The 16,741-nt window shown below is 74.3% G+C and carries 13 protein-coding genes; 7 read left to right on the forward strand and 6 right to left on the reverse strand.

What is annotated here, in order from left to right; all coding sequences use genetic code 11:
- Positions 1-20 precede the first annotated feature (20 nt).
- The gene (locus tag ACGFZP_RS22985; RefSeq protein WP_392935956.1) at positions 21-1,652 is read left to right on the forward strand and encodes a hypothetical protein; all 1,632 of its coding nucleotides are present in this window, start codon (positions 21-23) and stop codon (positions 1,650-1,652) included.
- Positions 1,653-1,760: 108 nt separating this feature from the next.
- On the opposite strand, the gene ACGFZP_RS22990 is transcribed toward ACGFZP_RS22985, so the two are convergent.
- The gene (locus ACGFZP_RS22990) at positions 1,761-2,204 is read right to left on the reverse strand and encodes a VOC family protein (RefSeq protein WP_392935958.1); all 444 of its coding nucleotides are present in this window, start codon (positions 2,202-2,204) and stop codon (positions 1,761-1,763) included.
- A gap of 177 nt (positions 2,205-2,381) precedes the next feature.
- Between ACGFZP_RS22990 and ACGFZP_RS22995 the strand changes: the two genes are divergently transcribed.
- Together ACGFZP_RS22995 and ACGFZP_RS23000 are read left to right on the forward strand one after the other, a co-directional pair.
- Positions 2,382-3,566 (forward strand): hypothetical protein, encoded by a 1,185-nt coding sequence (locus ACGFZP_RS22995; protein WP_392935961.1) that lies wholly within the window; start codon positions 2,382-2,384, stop codon positions 3,564-3,566.
- A gap of 219 nt (positions 3,567-3,785) precedes the next feature.
- A complete protein-coding gene (locus ACGFZP_RS23000) occupies positions 3,786-5,267 on the forward strand; it encodes an alkaline phosphatase PhoX (RefSeq protein ID WP_392935963.1) in 1,482 nt (493 codons plus the stop codon).
- Between the two features lie 125 nt (positions 5,268-5,392).
- Here ACGFZP_RS23000 and ACGFZP_RS23005 read toward each other — a convergent pair whose 3' ends face one another.
- The gene (locus ACGFZP_RS23005; protein WP_392935965.1) at positions 5,393-6,994 is read right to left on the reverse strand and encodes a PucR family transcriptional regulator; all 1,602 of its coding nucleotides are present in this window, start codon (positions 6,992-6,994) and stop codon (positions 5,393-5,395) included.
- 318 nt (positions 6,995-7,312) lie between these two features.
- Between ACGFZP_RS23005 and pruA the strand changes: the two genes are divergently transcribed.
- The 3 genes from pruA to ACGFZP_RS23020 all read left to right on the forward strand — a co-directional run bounded on the left by pruA (position 7,313) and on the right by ACGFZP_RS23020 (position 11,047).
- Positions 7,313-8,941 carry an L-glutamate gamma-semialdehyde dehydrogenase gene (gene pruA, locus ACGFZP_RS23010; RefSeq protein ID WP_392935967.1) on the forward strand — a complete coding sequence of 543 codons (1,629 nt, stop codon included), beginning with the start codon at positions 7,313-7,315 and terminating at the stop codon, positions 8,939-8,941.
- A 111-nt stretch (positions 8,942-9,052) separates the two neighbouring features.
- Positions 9,053-9,982: a proline dehydrogenase family protein gene (locus ACGFZP_RS23015; protein ID WP_392935970.1), complete on the forward strand. Its 930-nt coding sequence runs from the start codon at positions 9,053-9,055 to the stop codon at positions 9,980-9,982.
- Between the two features lie 372 nt (positions 9,983-10,354).
- A complete protein-coding gene (locus tag ACGFZP_RS23020) occupies positions 10,355-11,047 on the forward strand; it encodes an RraA family protein (protein WP_392936342.1) in 693 nt (230 codons plus the stop codon).
- 18 nt (positions 11,048-11,065) lie between these two features.
- On the opposite strand, the gene ACGFZP_RS23025 is transcribed toward ACGFZP_RS23020, so the two are convergent.
- From ACGFZP_RS23025 to ACGFZP_RS23035, 3 genes are all read right to left on the reverse strand, one after another.
- Entirely contained in the window at positions 11,066-11,554 is a 489-nt protein-coding gene (locus ACGFZP_RS23025) for a GNAT family N-acetyltransferase (RefSeq protein WP_392935972.1), read from the reverse strand.
- Positions 11,555-11,634: 80 nt separating this feature from the next.
- The gene (locus tag ACGFZP_RS23030; protein WP_392936344.1) at positions 11,635-12,876 is read right to left on the reverse strand and encodes a TerD family protein; all 1,242 of its coding nucleotides are present in this window, start codon (positions 12,874-12,876) and stop codon (positions 11,635-11,637) included.
- A 203-nt stretch (positions 12,877-13,079) separates the two neighbouring features.
- Positions 13,080-14,339, reverse strand: a complete 1,260-nt coding sequence (locus ACGFZP_RS23035; protein ID WP_392935975.1) for a hypothetical protein — start codon at positions 14,337-14,339, stop codon at positions 13,080-13,082.
- Positions 14,340-14,712: 373 nt separating this feature from the next.
- On the opposite strand from ACGFZP_RS23035, the gene ACGFZP_RS23040 reads away from it, so the two are divergent.
- Positions 14,713-15,213: an SsgA family sporulation/cell division regulator gene (locus tag ACGFZP_RS23040; protein ID WP_392935977.1), complete on the forward strand. Its 501-nt coding sequence runs from the start codon at positions 14,713-14,715 to the stop codon at positions 15,211-15,213.
- On the opposite strand, the gene ACGFZP_RS23045 is transcribed toward ACGFZP_RS23040, so the two are convergent.
- Entirely contained in the window at positions 15,165-16,649 is a 1,485-nt protein-coding gene (locus ACGFZP_RS23045) for a GAF domain-containing protein (protein ID WP_392935978.1), read from the reverse strand. The two genes, ACGFZP_RS23040 and ACGFZP_RS23045, sit on opposite strands and share 49 nt — an antisense overlap.
- Positions 16,650-16,741 lie beyond the last annotated feature (92 nt).

Consider the following 16,741-nt stretch of genomic DNA (forward strand, 5'->3'; position numbering starts at 1 on the left):
TGTAGGGAGAACGCGCAACGATGGCCGGACGACGTCGAAAGAACGCTGGGGCCGATTCGGCGGGCGGACCCGCCGAGGGGGCGGCCGAGGCGGTGCTCCCGGCCGACCTGGAGCTGCAGGACCTGTACGGGGCGTTCGCCGCGCACGGGCTGGACGACGACGACCTCGACGACTCCGCCGTGCTGGTACCCCCGGTGCGGCTGCCGTCCGAGGACGAGCTGGCCGCCCAGGCGAAGGCCGTACCGATGCTGGGGTACGCGCTGCAGCTCGCCCGCTGGACCGCCCCGCACCGCCCGGTGGACGAGCTCGGGGACCTCACCGGCCCGGACCGGGCGCCCGCCGCGCGGCTGCTCGGCCTGGCCCCCGAGGAGGGCGAGGCGCCGGAGGAGGCCGTGGTCGAGGCGATGCGGGCCTGGTCGCTGGCCTGCGACCTGGACCTGATCGAGATCGGCACCACGGCGGCCGGCGAACACGTGGCCATCCCCGGTCCCGACCTGGAGCCCGCCGAGCAGGGGGACGCGGAGACCGTCCTGGAGCTGTGGCTGACGGCCGCCGGGATCGTCCGGGAGCTGGCCGTGGAGGCGGACTCGCTGCCCGACGAGGCGGAGGGCGAGGGCCCCGAGGACGGCGAGGAGGACGAGGAGCGGCTGGCCGAGGTCGAGGAGGCCCGGGAGGCGGCCGCCGAGCTGCTCGACGAGGCGCTGCAGGTGCTGTACGAGACCACCGCCTTTGCCGAGCCCGGTACCGAGACCGTGCCGCTGGGGGTGCTGGCCGCGCTGCTGGTCGTCCCGGAGGGCGAGGAGCCGAGCGAGGAGCTGCTCGGCGACATCACCGATGTGATGGTCACCCTGGACCCGATGCTCGGGGACCTCGCCGAGCTGGGCCTGCTGGACTACCGCCCGATCGACCCGGAGCTGTTCGACGAGGAGGAGGGCGAGGCGCCCGCCGAGGCCGCGCTCGGGGAGGAGCCGCTGGATGAGGAGGAGTCCGCCCGCTTCGGCCTGGTCCGGCTGACCCCGCTCGGCCAGTACGGGATCCGGCAGTGGCTGCTGGAGGACGGCTACGACGCCCCGCTGGTCGGCGAGCTGGCCCAGGGCGACGCCGCGGACCTGCTCCGCGGGATCTGCGAGGCGACCAATGTGCTGCCCGAGCAGGAGCTGCTGGCCTGGGTCACCGGCCGGGAGCCCGTGGCGGCGGCGCGCGAGCTGCTGGAGGCGGCGCGCGGCCATGACGCGTACGCCCCGATGCGGCGGATGCTCTGCCAGCTGGCGCTGGGCATGATCGGGCCGGAGGCCGAGCCCGCCGCCCGGGAGGTGCTGGACGACCCGGAGCTGGGCGGGGGCGTGCGGGCCTGGCTGACCTCCGTCGACGCGGCCGACGTACCCGCGCCGGAGCGGTCGATGGCGCTGTGGACGGTGGTCGACACCTTCGCCGCCCAGCTGCTCGACACCGGCGGTGACGCCGAGCTGCTGCGCGAGCTGATCACCGGGCTGCCGGTGACGGACAACCCGGCGAGCTACTTCGGCGAGCTCTGGCGGGTGGACCACCCGTACACGGCGGACGTGCTGGAGGCGGTCGGCGAGCTGCACCTGGACCGGACCGTCGCCAAGGAGGCGCGCAAGGCGGCCTTCAAGGCACGGTCGAAGGGGTAGCGAAGGGGCGGCAGGGGGCAGGCAGGGCAGGCAGCGGGCGGGCGCTGCGGCCGGTCGTGGCGGAACGTCGCCGCGGCCGGTCGTGGCGTCGGCCGTGGCGGCCGGTCGTTACGGAAGGTCCAGCGAGCCGTCCTCGGTGAAGGGGAAGAACGGGTTGTGGGCCAGCTCCCAGAGGTGGCCGTCCGGATCCTCGAAGTAGCCGGAGTAGCCGCCCCAGCTGGTCGCGGTCGGCGGCTTCACCACCGTGGCGCCGGCGTCGACGGCGGTCTTCAGGGCGGCGTCCACCAGCTCGGGCGACTCCAGGTTCACCGCGAGGGTGACGCCCCGGAAGGACGGCTCGCCGCCGCCGGGCACGCCCGCGTCGGCGGCCAGCTCGTCGTGCGGGAAGAGGCCGAGCACCGAGTCGGCCGTCCGGAACCAGACGATCTCCGGGCTGGAGGCGGAGGACCGCCGCCACCCGAGGTCCTCGTAGAAGCGGGTGCTGCGGTCGAGGTCGGCCACCCCGAGGGTGACGATGCTGAGGCGGGCCGGGAAGTCCTGGTGTGCTGTCATGCCCGACAGCGTAGGAAGGGTGACTGACAAACACCCGTGCTGACACGAACCCGGAAGGCCCGATCCGTCGTCCGGCCGGGAGGAGCTGATGACCCGGCAGGTCCCGTCCACGTATCGTTTCCCGCAGGCGGCGCGAGCGCGGCAGGGCACGGCGAGTACTCGGGGGTGCGGCACAGGATGGTGCGGGAGAGCGACGGCAGGCCCCAGGAGCAGGACGAACTCCGGCGAAAGGCCCCCCGCCGCGGGGGTCTCCGGGAGGAGGGCCGACTCGACGACCGGCTCGCCGAACAGGAGGAGTTCTCCCGCCGGACCCTCGCCGCGGCGGACTTCCCGGTGTACGGCGTGGAGGGGGCGGACCCGGACGGCGACGCGCTGGCCGCGTTCGAGACCGCCAACGGCGAGCTGCGCTGGGTGGAGGTCCGCTCCGGCGACTGGACCTCCCCCGCCGGCCCGTACATCACCGTCCGCACCTACCGGCCCGGCACCGAGTACCAGGACCCGCTGCCCGAGCTGGAGGACGTGGTCGAGGACGAGCGCGACCGGGTCTACGAACAACTGGGCATCGACGAGGGCGACTGCCCCGGCCGGGTCCGGGCGCTGCGCGAGTGGATCACCGTGGACGGCGAGCCCCGCGCGGTGGAGGTCCACGAGGACCGGCGCGCCCTCTGGGCCGGGCCCGACGCCACCGCGTCCGGATCGGGCCCGGTCTGGGCGGGCCGCCTGTGGGTGGACGGACTGACCGTCGTCGTCTGCGGGCGGGGCGTGCCGCCCGGCGCCGTCGAGCTGGCCCGGATCGGCGACTTCGAGCGGTACCTGCTCGGCCGGACCGACCTGCTGCGCCGGCTCGCCGCCCGGCGCGGCCGGAGCATCCCGGTCGAGGAGCGCGAGCTCACCCCCGCCGTCGGGCTGGAGGCGCACCGCGAGGTGATCCACCAGACCATCGCCGAGTCCGCCGCGATGGAGGCGCAGGTCCGGGCCGGGCGCACGCCCCGGCTGCCGCGAGCCCTGCGCGGGGAGACCGGCCTGCTGCGCTGGGAGGCCGCCGTCCGCCAGCAGATGCGGCTCGCCTCGGAGACCCGGGAGGAGGCGGTGGCCGCGGTGACGACGATGGTGAACCACCTCAACCGGCTCTCCCGGCAGACCCAGTGGGTGGTCGGCACCCCGGAGGGCGCGGCCGCCGTCGAGGAGGTCATCCGGTACACCGTGTTCGCCAGCGAGGTGGCGAGCCTGCCGGCGCAGCGGGCCTGGGAGCAGCTCTGGCGCGACCGGCCGGGCGGCTCCGGCTGGGAGGAGCACCGGCTCGGCGAGCAGCTGTGGCTGTCGGCCTGGGAGCAGTGGCGGGCGGCGCGCAGCGGGAGGTGAGCGGGCCCCGCGGGCGGCCCGGGTTGTCGGAGGACGGCAAAGAGGAAGTCATGAGTTCGAATACGGTCGGCAAATGACCACCCTGACGAGGTGTCCGCTTCACCGTGCGTTCACCGGACGGGCGGAGTCTGCTGGGCGTCGGACACCTCCCTCGACACCTCGCACGCCACGCGCCGGGCCCCGCCCCGGTCGGCGGCCCACCTCTCAGGAGTGACTGCCATGTCGCTGTCCCGCCGGGACTTCGTCAACCGTTCCACCCTCGTCGGGGCCGGTGTGCTGATCGCCGGCAGCGCCGAGGCGCTGGCCAGCGCCCCGGGCGCGATCGCCGCCCCGGTCGGCGGCGAGGTGCAGGACGCCACCACCGCCGACGCCGAGCGTGCCGCCGTCGGCTACGGCGCTCTGGTGAAGGACCCGGAGAACCTGCTGTCGCTGCCCAAGGGCTTCAAGTACACGGTCGTGAACCGGACCGGTGTCACCAAGCTGCGCACCGGCGAGTTCACCCCGAGCAACCACGACGGCACCTCGGCCTTCGAGGACGAGCGCGGCGGCAACCTGCTGGTCGTCAACCACGAGCTGAGCGGCGCCCGCGCCAACTGGCCGCACCCCGTGCCGCTGATCGAGGGCCACGTCTACGACCCGGGCGCGGCCGGCGGCTGCACCATCGTGCACGCCAAGGCCAACGGCAAGGTCGAGCAGTGGGTCGGCATCGCCGGTACCTCCACCAACTGCGCCGGTGGCGTGAGCCCGTGGGGCACCTGGCTGTCCGGCGAGGAGACCGAGGACAAGGCCGGCAAGAACGGCTTCACCAAGGACCACGGCTACATCTTCGAGGTCGACCCGTTCGACGACGAGTACAACCAGAACCCGCAGCCGGTGAAGGCGTTCGGGCGCTACGCGCACGAGGCCGTCGTGGTCGACCCCAAGCGCGGCCAGGTCTACCTGACCGAGGACGCCTCCAACCCGAACGGCCTGCTGTTCCGCTGGACCCCGCCGGCCGGCTTCAAGCACGGCCGCTACCAGCTGCGCAAGCTCGCCGACGACGCCGGCGTGCTCGAGGCCTTCAAGGTGTTCGACGCGCAGGGCAAGTTCATCGACGACCTGTCGCGCGCCACCAAGGTCGGCACCACGTACGGCGTGGACTGGGTCAAGGTCCAGGACCGCGACGCCAGGACCGTCTCCGTCCGCAAGCAGTTCAAGGACGGCGAGGTCACCCGCGCCCGCAAGCTCGAGGGCATGTGGTGGGGCGACGGCGGCTTCTACTTCGTCTCCAGCTTCGCCCGCTCGGAGAGCCCGCTCCAGCACGACGGCCAGGTCTGGTTCTTCAACCCGGTCCGCCGCACCATCACCCTGAAGGTGCTGCTCGGCGTCAACACCGACGTCTTCGGCGACCACGACAACTACGACGGCCCGGACAACATCACCGTCTCGCCCTACGGCGGCATCGTGATCGCCGAGGACGGCGAGGGTGTCTCGCACCTGTTCGGCGCCACCGAGGACGGTCTGGTCTACCCGATCGCCCGCAACGACCTCAACATCGGCACCGCCGAGAAGCCCGAGTTCAGCGAGTTCACCGGCGTCACCTTCTCGGACGACGGCAAGACGCTGTTCGCCAACATCCAGGTCCCGGGCATCCAGCTGGCCATCACCGGTCCTTGGCACCGCCTGAACGAGCACAAGCGCGGCCAGGGCTACGGCGCCTGATCCGTCGCCGCCAGGCACACGCGGTCGCCGCCAGGCACGCAGGGGAGGGGCCCGCTTCGGCGGGCCCCTCTCCGCCGTCTCCTCCGCCGTCCTCCGCCGTCCGGGCCGTGCCTTGGCCCGGCGGCTCAGTCCTCCGGCAGCCGCAGCTGGAGCATGGCCAGCAGCCGCTGCTGCGGCTGGGACAGGTCGATACCGGTCAGCTGCTCGGCCCGGCGCACCCGGTAGCGCAGGGTGTTGGGGTGGATGTGCAGGGCGTCCGCGGCGACCCGCACCTCGCCCAGCGCGTCCAGCCAGGCCAGCACCGACTCGGCCAGCCGGGTGCCGTGCCGCCGGTCGTACGCGGCCAGCGCCGTCAGCCGGGGGTCGCGCAGCCCGGCCCGCTCCTGCAGCAGCGCCAGCATCTCGCTGACCAGCACCTCCGCCTGGACGTCGATCAGCGCGGCGACCTCCAGATCCACCCCGCCGCGGCCCATCGCGTCCAGGATCCGGTCCGCCTGCGCCCGGGAGTCGGGCACCTGGGCCAGAGCGTCCACCGTCGAGCCGATCGCCGCGCGCAGCGGGATCCCCAGGTGGTCCCGGGCCGCCTCGACCACCTCGTGGGCCCAGTCGCGGACGGTGGTCATCGGCAGCCCGGCGGGCAGCTCGGGCAGCAGCACGTACACCCGGGAGTCGATCGGCGCGAGCAGCGCGCTGCGGTGCCGGGCGGCCGTGTGCACCGAGATCAGGCCGGTCACGTCGGCCCGGGCGAGCGCCTCGGTGGTGTGCGCGCTGTACGCCAGGACGGTCGCCGGGCGGCGCAGGTCCAGGCCCAGGTGGGTGGCGAGCGACTGCGGGCCGGTCGAGCCCTCCAGCAGGCCGGTGAGCAGGGTGCGGGTCAGCCGGACGTCCGCCGACAGCTCCCGGCGCCGGCGCACCAGCTGCGCGGCGGCCACCCGGGCCGCACCGACCAGGGCCTGCTCGGCCAGCGGGGCGAGCGGCTGGGCGCCCTCCTGCACCCAGATGGTGCCGAGCGGCTGCGCCCCGGCCCGGATGCCGATCGCCAGCCGACGGCGCAGGCCGAGCTCCGGGTGCGGATCGACCGCGATCGGGGCGTCCGAGCTGCGCAGGTGCTGGAAGATGCCCCACTCGCGGAGCTTCGACAGGTACGGCTCGGGGCCCTGCCAGCCGAGGATGGAGAGCCGGCGGAGGTCGTCCACCTCGTCGGAGTCGGAGGAGCGGGAGTAGGCCAGCACCCGGCTGGAGGTGTCCTCGATCGAGACGATGCCGCTGGTGAGGACCGCGACGGTCTGGGCGAGGGAGAAGAGGTCGCCGGCGTTGTGCTCGGGGGCGCCCGGCGCGTCCGGGGCGTCCGGTCCGGCGATGATCGCGCGGGCGAGCGAGTCCAGGTGCTCCCAGCGGGTCTCCCGGCGGACCGAGAGCAGGGCGACGCCGGCCTCGGTGGCCGCCTCGCGCAGCGCGTCGGCCTGTCCGGGGCCGTCGAGCTTGACGGCGACCGCCGCCGCGCGGGACCGGCCGGCCGCGCGCAGCGCCGGGAGGGCGGCCCGGCCGCGGGCGCCGATGGCGAGGACCAGCTCGCCGGGGGCGGCGGTCGGCGGATCCTCCGGGTCGAGGATCGCGACGTCGCGCACCGGGACGTCCAAGCCCTGCGGCGCGGCCTGGAGTTCGACCAGCGGCTCGCCGAGGGACATCAGCAGCTGTCGGAGCGGGAGGCCCGGGGGCTGGGACATGCGGCCTTCCTTCATCCGCCCGGACAACGCCGTGGGGGCGATTCAGTGCTGTGGACGAAGCCGGGAGGGGCTGCGGCGGACGGGCGGGGCACGGGGTGGCGGCCGGGAGGGTGCGGGCGGGACGGCCCGGCCGGGAGGGTGTGGGGGGCGGCGGCCGTGACCGCGCCGTAATCCCTTCGTCGGCCCGGACAACGCCGTACGGATGACTTTAGCCGCCCGGCCAATCATGTGGCCCCCGGTGCAGGAATAGCGTTCGTCCTGTGGCCGACGTGCGACCCACGTCGGCATCCCCCATGAACCGAAGGAGAGCGTGCGCTCATGGATGCTGTGACCCAGGTCCCCGCGCCGGTGAACGAGCCGGTCCACAGCTACGCCCCCGGCAGCCCCGAACGGGCCCGCCTGGAGGCGAAGCTGAAGGAGCTGGGCGGCCAGGAGCCGGTCCAGCTGACCATGACGATCAACGGTGAGCGCCGCATGGGCGCCGGCACCGAGATCCACGTCGTCCAGCCGCACAACCACGCGGCGAGGCTCGGCACCCTGCGCAACGCCACCCAGGCCGACGCGCAGGACGCCATCGACACTGCCCTGGCCGCAGCCCCGGCCTGGCAGGCGCTCTCCTTCGACTCCCGGGCCGCGATCTTCCTCAAGGCCGCCGACCTGCTGGCCGGCCCCTGGCGCGAGACCCTGGCCGCCGCCACCATGCTCGGCCAGTCCAAGACCGCCCAGCAGGCCGAGATCGACACCCCCTGCGAGCTGGTCGACTTCCTGCGCTTCAACGTGCACTTCGCCCGGCAGATCATGGCCGAGCAGCCGATCTCCTCGGACGGCGTGTGGAACCGCAGCGACCACCGCCCGCTGGAGGGCTTCGTCTACGCGATCACCCCGTTCAACTTCACCGCCATCGCCGGCAACCTGCCGACCGCGCCGGCGCTGATGGGCAACGTGGTGCTGTGGAAGCCCTCCCCGACCCAGCAGTTCTCCGCGCACCTGCTGATGCAGCTGCTGGAGGAGGCCGGGCTGCCCAAGGGCGTCATCAACATGGTGACCGGTGACGGCCTGGACGTCTCCGCCGTGGCGCTGAAGCACCCGTCGCTGGCCGGCATCCACTTCACCGGCTCGACCGCGACCTTCCAGCACCTGTGGCGCTCGGTCGGCGAGAACATCGCCGGCTACCGCACCTACCCGCGGATCGTCGGCGAGACCGGCGGCAAGGACTTCCTGGTCGCCCACCCGTCCGCCGACCCGGCCGTGCTCAAGACCGCGATGACCCGCGGCGCCTTCGAGTTCCAGGGCCAGAAGTGTTCGGCGCTGTCCCGGGCGTACGTCCCCGCCTCGCTCTGGGCCGGTCTGAAGGACGCGTTCCGCGACGAGGTCGAGGGCCTGACCATGGGCGACGTCACCGACCTGTCGAACTTCATGTCCGCCGTCATCGACGAGCGCTCGTTCGCCAAGAACAAGGCCGCCATCGACCGGGCCCAGGCGGACCCGAAGGTCGAGGTGCTGGCCGGCGGCACGTACGACGACTCGGTGGGCTACTTCGTCCGCCCGACCGTGCTGGTCTGCGAGGACCCGGAGAGCGAGTACTTCCGGGACGAGTACTTCGGCCCGATCCTCGCCGTCCTGGTGTACGAGGACGAGAAGTACGAGGAGATGCTGGCGCAGATGGAGTCGGCCTCGCCGTACGGCCTGACCGGCGCGATCATCGCCCAGGACCGCGCCGCGGCCCAGGACGCGATGCACAAGCTGCGCTTCGCGGCCGGCAACTTCTACATCAACGACAAGCCGACCGGCGCGGTGGTCGGCCAGCAGCCCTTCGGCGGCGGCCGGGCCTCGGGCACCAACGACAAGGCCGGTGCCAAGCAGAACCTGGCGCGCTGGACCTCGACCCGCTCGGTCAAGGAGACCTTCGTCCCGCCGACGGACTACCGCTACCCGCACATGGGCTGAGTGCCCCACCGCGCCCGGCCCCGCAGCCGGGCGCACCCGGGCGGCGGACCCTACCCCCGGTCCGCCGCCCGTTTTCTGCCACCCTTAGAAGCACCAGCTCCAGGAGTCACGATGCTCCGTTCCGCCCTCCTCGCGGCCTCCCGCTCCCCGCAGGTCCGCACCGTCGTCGAGAAGTTCCCGCCGACGCACGCCATAGTCGAGCGCTTCGTCGCCGGCGAGGCCCTCGACGACGCCGTCACGGCCTGCGACGACCTGGTCGCCACCGGCCGCAAGGTCACCCTGGACCACCTCGGCGAGGACACCCAGGACGCCACCCAGGCCGCCGGCACCGCCGAGGCCTACGAGCACCTCCTGGCCGCCCTCAAGGACACCGGCCTCGCGGTCGGCGCCGAGGTCTCGGTCAAGCTCTCGGCCGTCGGCCAGTTCCTCCCGGTGGACGGCGAGAAGATCGCCCTGGAGAACGCCCGCCGGATCTGTGCCGCCGCGGCGGACGCCGGCACCACGGTGACCCTCGACATGGAGGACCACACCACCACCGACTCCACCCTCGCCATCGCGCGGGAGCTGCGGGCCGACTTCCCGTGGCTGGGCGTCGTGCTCCAGGCCTACCTGCGCCGCACCGAGGCCGACTGCCGCGAGTTCGCCGGCGCCGGTTCGCGGGTGCGGCTGTGCAAGGGCGCCTACAAGGAGCCCGAGTCGGTCGCCTTCCAGGGCAAGCACGAGGTCGACCTCGCCTACGTCCGCGCGCTGAAGGTCCTGATGGCCGGCGAGGGCTACCCGATGATCGCCTCGCACGACCCCAACATGATCAAGATCGCCGGCCAGCTCGCCCAGTGGAACGGCCGCAAGCGCGACTCCTTCGAGTACCAGATGCTCTACGGCATCCGCCCCGAGGAGCAGCTGCGGCTGGCGGCCGAGGGCAACACCATGCGGGTGTACCTGCCCTACGGCCAGGAGTGGTACGGCTACTTCATGCGCCGGCTCGCCGAGCGCCCGGCCAACCTGACCTTCTTCCTGCGCGCCATGGCGACGCGCGGCTGAGGCCCCCGTAACGCGAACGGCCCGCACCCCTTGTGGAAGGGGGGTGCGGGCCGTTCGTCGTGCCGGGCCGGGCTACAGGAAGGGCTTGGTGTCCAGCTCGAAGCCGAAGGGGGCGGGCAGTTCGAGCGGTTGGCCGAAGGGCGCGAGGTGGACCTCGGTGTACTCGTCGCGCAGCGGCCTGCTGAAGATGCTGACCTGGGACTTCTCGCGGTCGACGAGCTCCTTCAGGTGTGAGTCACGCTAGCGAGGGTTTCGGTGAGATATGCCGTGCACGGCCGGTTTTCACTCGAGGGTGTGAGCGTGTCGGCCGCCCTAGGATCGCGGCACTGGTGAACTGTGGTCGGATCACGACGAGTTGGGCAGGTGGCTGTGGTGCTGAAGGCCTTCGCGGAGCTGTCGACGCCGTTGGTGGCGGACGCGTGCGTGCGGTCGGGGGTGGAGCTGCGGGCGGCGCCGGCGGGGATCCGTGCGGTGGTGGCGGGGCAGCGGGTCGCGGGGCGGGTGCTGCCGGTGCGGCACTACGGGAGCGTGGACGTCTTCCTGGAGGCGTACGGTGCGGCCGGGCCCGGGGACGTGCTGGTCGTCGACAACGGCGGGCGGGTCGACGAGGCGTGCGTCGGGGACCTGGCCGTGCTGGAGGCGCGGGCCGCCGGGGTGGCCGCGCTGGTGGTGTGGGGGCTGCACCGGGACACCCCGGAGCTGGTGGAGATCGGGCTGCCGGTGTTCAGCTACGGGGCTCTGCCGCTCGGCCCGATGCGGCTCGACGAGCGGGAGCCGAAGGCGCTGACCGAGGCCCGGTTCGGGCCGCACGCGGTCGGCGCGGACGACGTCGTGTTCGCCGACGCGGACGGTGTGCTGTTCGTCCCGGTCGCGCGGCTCGACGAGGTGCTGGAGACGGCCGCCGGGATCGCGCGGACCGAGCGGGCGCAGGCCGAGCGGATCCGCTCCGGCGACACGCTGCGCCGGCAGACCGCGTTCGACGAGTACCTGGAGCGGCGGGCCGCCGATCCCTCGTACAGCTTCCGGCGGCATCTGCGGCGCGTCGGCGGCGCGATCGAGGAGTAGCGGGCGGGCCCCGGGGGTTCAGAGCGCGCGGTGCATGACGTGCAGGCCGACGTAGCCGTGGACGGGGTGGTGGAAGCCCTCGGGGAGGGTGCCCAGGATCTCGAAGCCGAGCGACCGGTACAGCTTCACCGCGCGCTCGTTGGAGGCCACCACCGCGTTGAACTGCATGGCGCGGAAGCCCGCCGCCCGGGCCCAGTCCAGGGTGTACTCGGTCAGGGCACGCCCGACGCCCCGGCCGGAGTGCGCCGGGTCGACCATGTAGCTGGCGCTCGCGATGTGCGAGCCGTTGCCCTGGTGGTTGCGGTTCATCTTGGCGCTGCCGAGGACGGTGCCGTCCTCGTCGACCGCCACCACGGTGCGGCTCGGGGCCGGGAGGAGCCACCAGTCACGACCCTGCTCGAAGCTCAGGTCGAGCGGGTAGGTGAACGTCTCGCCGGCGGCGGCGATGGCGTGGAAGAACGGCCAGACGGCCGGCCAGTCCCCGGGGGTGGCTTCCCTGATCAGCATCCGGACAGGATGCCAGGCCGGTCGGCCGGGTGACCAGCCGTTTTCGGGTGCCCGGGCGGTGGGCCCGGGCACCCGGAGGGTCAGAGCATCGAGGAGGCGGGCTTGACCATGGCGCGGGCGGTCTTGGCGTCGACGTACTCGCCGATCGCCGTCATCACCCACTCGCCGGAGAACTGGCGGACCAGCTTGCACATCACCACGCCGGTGTGGGCCTCGGACTGGGTGAGGTCGAAGCGGACCAGCTCCTGCCCGGAACCCGCGTCCACCAGGCGGCAGTAGGCGTTCTTGACGTCGGTGAACTTCTGGCCGGAGAAGGAGTTCACCACGAACACCAGGCCGCAGACCTCGGGCGGCAGGCCGTTGAGGTGGACGGTGATCGACTCGTCGTCCCCGCCGCCCTCGCCGGTGAGGTTGTCACCGGAGTGGGCGATGGCGCCGTTGAAGATGCCGAGCTTCATGAACCAGGCGGTGTCGAGCTTCTCGCGCTTGGCGTCGAAGGCGATGCAGGAGGCGTCGAGGTCGATGTTGCGGCCGCGGCCGGCGGGCTCCCAGCCGAGGCCCATCCGGATGGAGGAGAGGAAGGGCTTGCCGTTCTTCTCCAGCGAGACCGAGCCGCCCTTGGTGAGGCTGACCCGGCCCTTGTCCAGGGTGACCTTGGTGAGGGACGGCGCGGGGGCCTCGGCGGGCGGCGCGGGCGGGGCCGGGGGAGCGAACTGCGGGGCCGGCGGGGCCTGGGCCGGGGGCGCGGGCGGGACGGGCGGCGCGACCGGGGCCGGTGCGGGCGGTGCGACCGGGGCCTGGACGGGGGCGGCCGCCGCGGGGGCGGGCTCGTCCTCGACGGTGACGCCGAAGTCGGTGGCGATGCCGGCCAGGCCGTTGGCGTAGCCCTGGCCGACCGCGCGGACCTTCCAGGCGCCGCCGCGCTGGTAGACCTCGACCACGATCAGCGCGGTCTCGCGGCCGAGCTGCGGCGGGGTGAAGGTGACCAGCACCTGGCCGGAGTCGGCGTCGCGGACGGTGGCGGTGGGCTCGATGCCCGCGAAGGTCGCGCCCGCCTCGTCGGGGCTGGCCGTCACCACGATCTTGGTGATGCCGGCCGGGACGGCGGCGGTGTCGATGGTGATGGCGTCCGGGGTGCCGCCGGAGGCGGGGCGGTGGGTCACGCCCGGGCCGTGGGGGGCGTTGAAGAACACGAAGTCGGCGTCCGAGCGGACCTTTCCGGCGTCGGTCAGCAGCAGGCCCGAGACGTCCAGCGCCTTGGGCGCGGTGACCTCGACGGTCACCCGCGCAGCGGTCAGCGGGGCGTTGCCGCCTTGGGTCAGGACCGTGGACACGAGATCCTCCTCGGATGCGGTGGCGCGGTGTGCGGGGCCGTTGAGGTGCCACCGCGCCGAGTGGTACCCACAGTAACGAACGGGGTTGCTGAGAGGAGCCCGAGACGGCCCGTGACCTGTCGGGTTGTCGGATCGGGCCGGGTGGTGCGGGCGGACCGGCGCGGCCCGCCGGGGCGGGTCGGCGGGTCGGGTCAGCGGGTCGGTGCGAAGGTGCCGAGCGCGGCGACGGCGCGGGGGTGGCGGATGCCGAAGGCGGCGGCGTTCCAGGTCTCCGCGGGGGTCGTCCGGCAGGGCCTCCCGGCGGGCCGGGCGGACGGCGACGCGGACGCCGATACGGACGGTGCGGGCTGGGCGGAGGGCGTGGCCGGGGCCGCCGGGCGGGTGCCGCGGACGCCGAAGGTGTACTGCCCGGGCCGGACGTCGGTGCCGGGCGGGGCGGTGAAGCGGTAGACGAGCGTGCCGCGCTCCTGGTGGGCGGTGACCACGGCGCCGGAGAGGTCGGTCCAGGCGGTGCCGGGAGCGGCCGCCGCCTCACCCGGGGCGAGGCGGAACTCGGCCTGGAGGGCGGTGAGCGGCTCGGTGACGGTGAGGGTGAGCAGGTGCCGGGTGCCGTCGCGGCCGAGCGTCTGGACGAAGGCCGCGCCGGTCAGGGCGGAGTCGCCGACCTCGGCGGGGTCGGGCTTGGGGGCGTCGGGCTTGGGGCTGTCGGGCCTGGGCGCGGTGCCCGGCTCCGCGGCGTCGGCGGGTGCGTCGGGCACCGGGGTGCCGGGGGCGCCGGTGAGCGGGCGGGCGGAGGGCGGCTGCGGTGCGGTCGGCTGTTCGGGAGGGATGCCGGCCAGCGGGGTGTCGGCCAGTGGGGCGTCGGCCGGTGGGGCGTCGACGGCCTGGGTGTGCGCGGTCGGACCGGCCGTCGGCGAGGCGGCGGGCGGCTCGGTGCCGGGCCGGGACCGGGCGGGGCCGAGCGCCTGGGCGGACGGGTCGCCGCCGGCGTGCGGGGCGGTCGCGGAGGCGCCGGCCACGGGGCGGGCCGTCGCCGGGACGGCGGGCGCCGAGGCGCGGGCGGTGGGCGTGCCGGAGGCGGCCGGGCGGGGTGCGGACGCCCCGGGCGAGGGGGCGTCGGCGGGGAGGGCGGGTGGCTCTGGCGCGGCGGGGGCGTGGTCGGCCGCCGCCTCGGCCCGGTCGGTCGCGGCCGGGCTCGGCGGGGGCGCGCTGGAGCCGACCCGGGCGACGCCGGCCCGGCGGCCCACGCCCTGCTGCTCGTTGAGCAGCAGGGTGGTGGCGATGCTGATGCCGACGACGGTGGACATCGCCATCGCGGCGCCGGAGAACCGGAGGGTGGGCAGTCGCAGGCGGCCGCCGAACGGCCTGGGCCTGCCGTGCCGGCCGCGCCGCTCGTGGCACCGGGCCTGCTCGCCGTGCACGTCCCGCTCGGTGTCCTCGCGCAGAGCCACCGGACCCCCTCCCCGAAGTCGCCGTCGCAGTCGCCGTATTCTCCCACGCACCACAGGCGGGCCCGAATCACCGTCACGGACGGACCACCGCCGGGCAGCGCCCGTGCGGGTCCGCCGGTGTACGCGCGCGTGTCCGCGCCGGCAGGGGCCTGAGCGTAGCAGCGGGTGGCGGTCACCCGGCCGGTCTTCGCGCAGAACCGGTCGATTTTATGGAAAGCCTTTTGGGAAAAGGAAGTTGACGTTCTGTCTGACAAGACCGGGTAAGGGCCGCCCGGCGCCGACGGGGATTATTGCAACCTCCTTGCAACCCTTGCCCGCCAGGCGGGCGGTGGCGCAGGGTGGTGGAATCCCACGCCGTTCCGGAGAGACCGTCATGCCGTCCGACCCGCTGTCAGCACCTTCCAGTGCCCCTCTCGCCGCTACCCCCACGGGCGGCGATGAGGAAGGCTCCACCGCCGCTCCGGCGGCGGTGGAGGAGGTGCTGACCCTGCGGATCTCGTTGGGCGAGGAGGTGGTCGGCGAGGTCCGCACCAGGTTCCGGTTCGACGCCGAGCGCCCGTACGAGGTGCTGCTGACGTTCCATCTCGGCCGGCCGGACGAGGCCGACTGGGTGTTCTCCCGCGACCTACTGCGGGACGGCCTCTGCTCGTTGAGCGGCCAGGGCGACGTCAAACTGTGGCCGGCGTACTGCCCGTGCCACGGTTCGACGTTGCACCTGGCGCTTGAATCGCCGCACGGCAGCGCCCTGCTGGAGGTCTCCAAGCCCAGGGTGCAGGCGTGGCTGGACCGCACGTACGCGCTGGTGTCGGAGGAGGCGGAGCGCGCCTACGGGCCGACGGACGCCCAGCTCTCCGCGCTGCTCGCCGGGGGCTGAACGGCCCGCGCCCGGGTGGGCGGCGGCTGCACCCGCTGGGCGGGTAACGAGACCGCGCCCGGCAGGCGGACCGTGCCGGCCGCCAGGCCCGTGCGCAGCCGGCGGACCGCCGGGGCCGAGGAGACCGGCAGCAGGTTGTAGGGGTCGTCCGGCCCGAGGACGGTGACCAGTACCGACTCGGCGAAACGATACGGCCGGTGGGCCAGCAGGCCGCCCAGGTAGCGGCGCAGCCGGGAGAGCTCGGCGCGCACCGTGACCGTCCTGCCCGGATCCCCGAACAGCGCGTCCGCGAGCTGCGCGGCACTGTGCCCCTCCCGCTCGGTGGCGAGCAGGAGCAGCAGCTCGGCGTGGCGCGGGGAGAGCGTGTGGGACCAGCTGCCGGCCGCGCCCTGGACGGACAGTTCGGGGCGGTCGGGGCGGCGCAGGTCGAGCCGGAGCCGGGCGCCCTCCGCCTGCTCGGCGGTGGCGCCGCCGTCCGTCGGGTCGCCGTGGTCCAGGGGTTGCACCGGTCGGACCAGCCAGCCGTCGGCGAGCGGTTCTATCGCGCACTCGCCGAGGCCGGGCAGCCAGTGCACCGCGGCCGCGCCCCAGCCCTCGGCGGGCAGCCGCAGCCGGGTGGGCGGCGGGAAGCCGGCCGCGGCGGCCGTCCAGCCGGCCGCGTCCACCACCAGGGCCGGGCCGCTCACCCGGGCCAGCAGCGGGGCGGCCAGGGTGCGCAGGTGGTGCAGGGACTCCAGGCGGCGGGCGCGCAGCTCGGTCTCGGCGAGCCGGGCGGCGGTGGCGGTCAGCTGCAGCAGGTACGGCTGGACGTGGTGGGCCGGGCCGCTGAGGTTGACCGCGCCGACCAGGCGGCCGGTGCCGGGGTCGTGCACGGGGGCGGCGACACACGTCCAGGAGTGGTGGCTGCGCAGGTAGTGCTCGGCGGAGTGGACCTGCATCGGGCGCTGGGCGCGCAGGGCGGCGGCGATGCCGTTCGTGCCGACGCTCTCCTCGATCCAGCGGGCGCCGGTGAGGAAGCCGATCCGGTCGGCGCTGCGGCGCAGGCCGCGCTCGCCCTCCTGCCAGAGGATGTGGCCGTCGGCGTCGGCGATGGCGAGGATCAGCGGGGCCTGGCCGGACTGGTCGAGAAGGGTGTCGCGCAGGACGGGGAGCAGCGGGTCGAGGCCGCTGGTGCGGCGCCGGTGTTCGAGCTCGGCGGGGCCGAGGTGGACGGCGGCGGCGCCGGCGTCGGGGTCGAGGCCGAGGCGGCGCAGGCGGGCCCAGGAGTCGCCGATCTCGGGGCGGGGCTGGGGGAAGGCCTCGGCGCCGGCGGTGTCCCGGGCGGCGCTGCGGGTGGCGGCCTCGGCCAGGGTGCGGTCGTGGACCTTGGCCAGCTCCGCCGCGCTCTGCGGGGTGCGACGCTCCGGTCGCCGGGTCTGCTGTCCGGTCTGCCGCACTCGGGTTGCTCCTCGCCGCCGTTCGAGGGCGCGTCGGGGTCGGCGCGCTGACGAAAGAGTACGGGGGCGGCCGGGGGATGGGGATGGGGTCC

The organism is Kitasatospora sp. NPDC048239 (assembly GCF_043202015.1).
Lineage (GTDB): Bacteria > Actinomycetota > Actinomycetes > Streptomycetales > Streptomycetaceae > Kitasatospora.

Bases quoted from the DNA above. Each gene is read 5' to 3' on its own strand.
- ACGFZP_RS23015 (WP_392935970.1), top strand. From the start codon at position 9,053: ATGCTCCGTTCCGCCCTCCTCGCGGCCTCCCGCTCCCCGCAGGTCCGC.
- ACGFZP_RS23000 (WP_392935963.1), top strand. From the start codon at position 3,786: ATGTCGCTGTCCCGCCGGGACTTCGTCAACCGTTCCACCCTCGTCGGG.
- ACGFZP_RS22985 (WP_392935956.1), top strand. From the start codon at position 21: ATGGCCGGACGACGTCGAAAGAACGCTGGGGCCGATTCGGCGGGCGGA.
- ACGFZP_RS23005 (WP_392935965.1), bottom strand. From the start codon at position 6,994: ATGTCCCAGCCCCCGGGCCTCCCGCTCCGACAGCTGCTGATGTCCCTC.
- ACGFZP_RS23040 (WP_392935977.1), top strand. From the start codon at position 14,713: ATGCCGTCCGACCCGCTGTCAGCACCTTCCAGTGCCCCTCTCGCCGCT.
- ACGFZP_RS22990 (WP_392935958.1), bottom strand. From the start codon at position 2,204: ATGACAGCACACCAGGACTTCCCGGCCCGCCTCAGCATCGTCACCCTC.
- pruA (WP_392935967.1), top strand. From the start codon at position 7,313: ATGGATGCTGTGACCCAGGTCCCCGCGCCGGTGAACGAGCCGGTCCAC.
- ACGFZP_RS23025 (WP_392935972.1), bottom strand. From the start codon at position 11,554: ATGCTGATCAGGGAAGCCACCCCCGGGGACTGGCCGGCCGTCTGGCCG.
- ACGFZP_RS22995 (WP_392935961.1), top strand. From the start codon at position 2,382: ATGGTGCGGGAGAGCGACGGCAGGCCCCAGGAGCAGGACGAACTCCGG.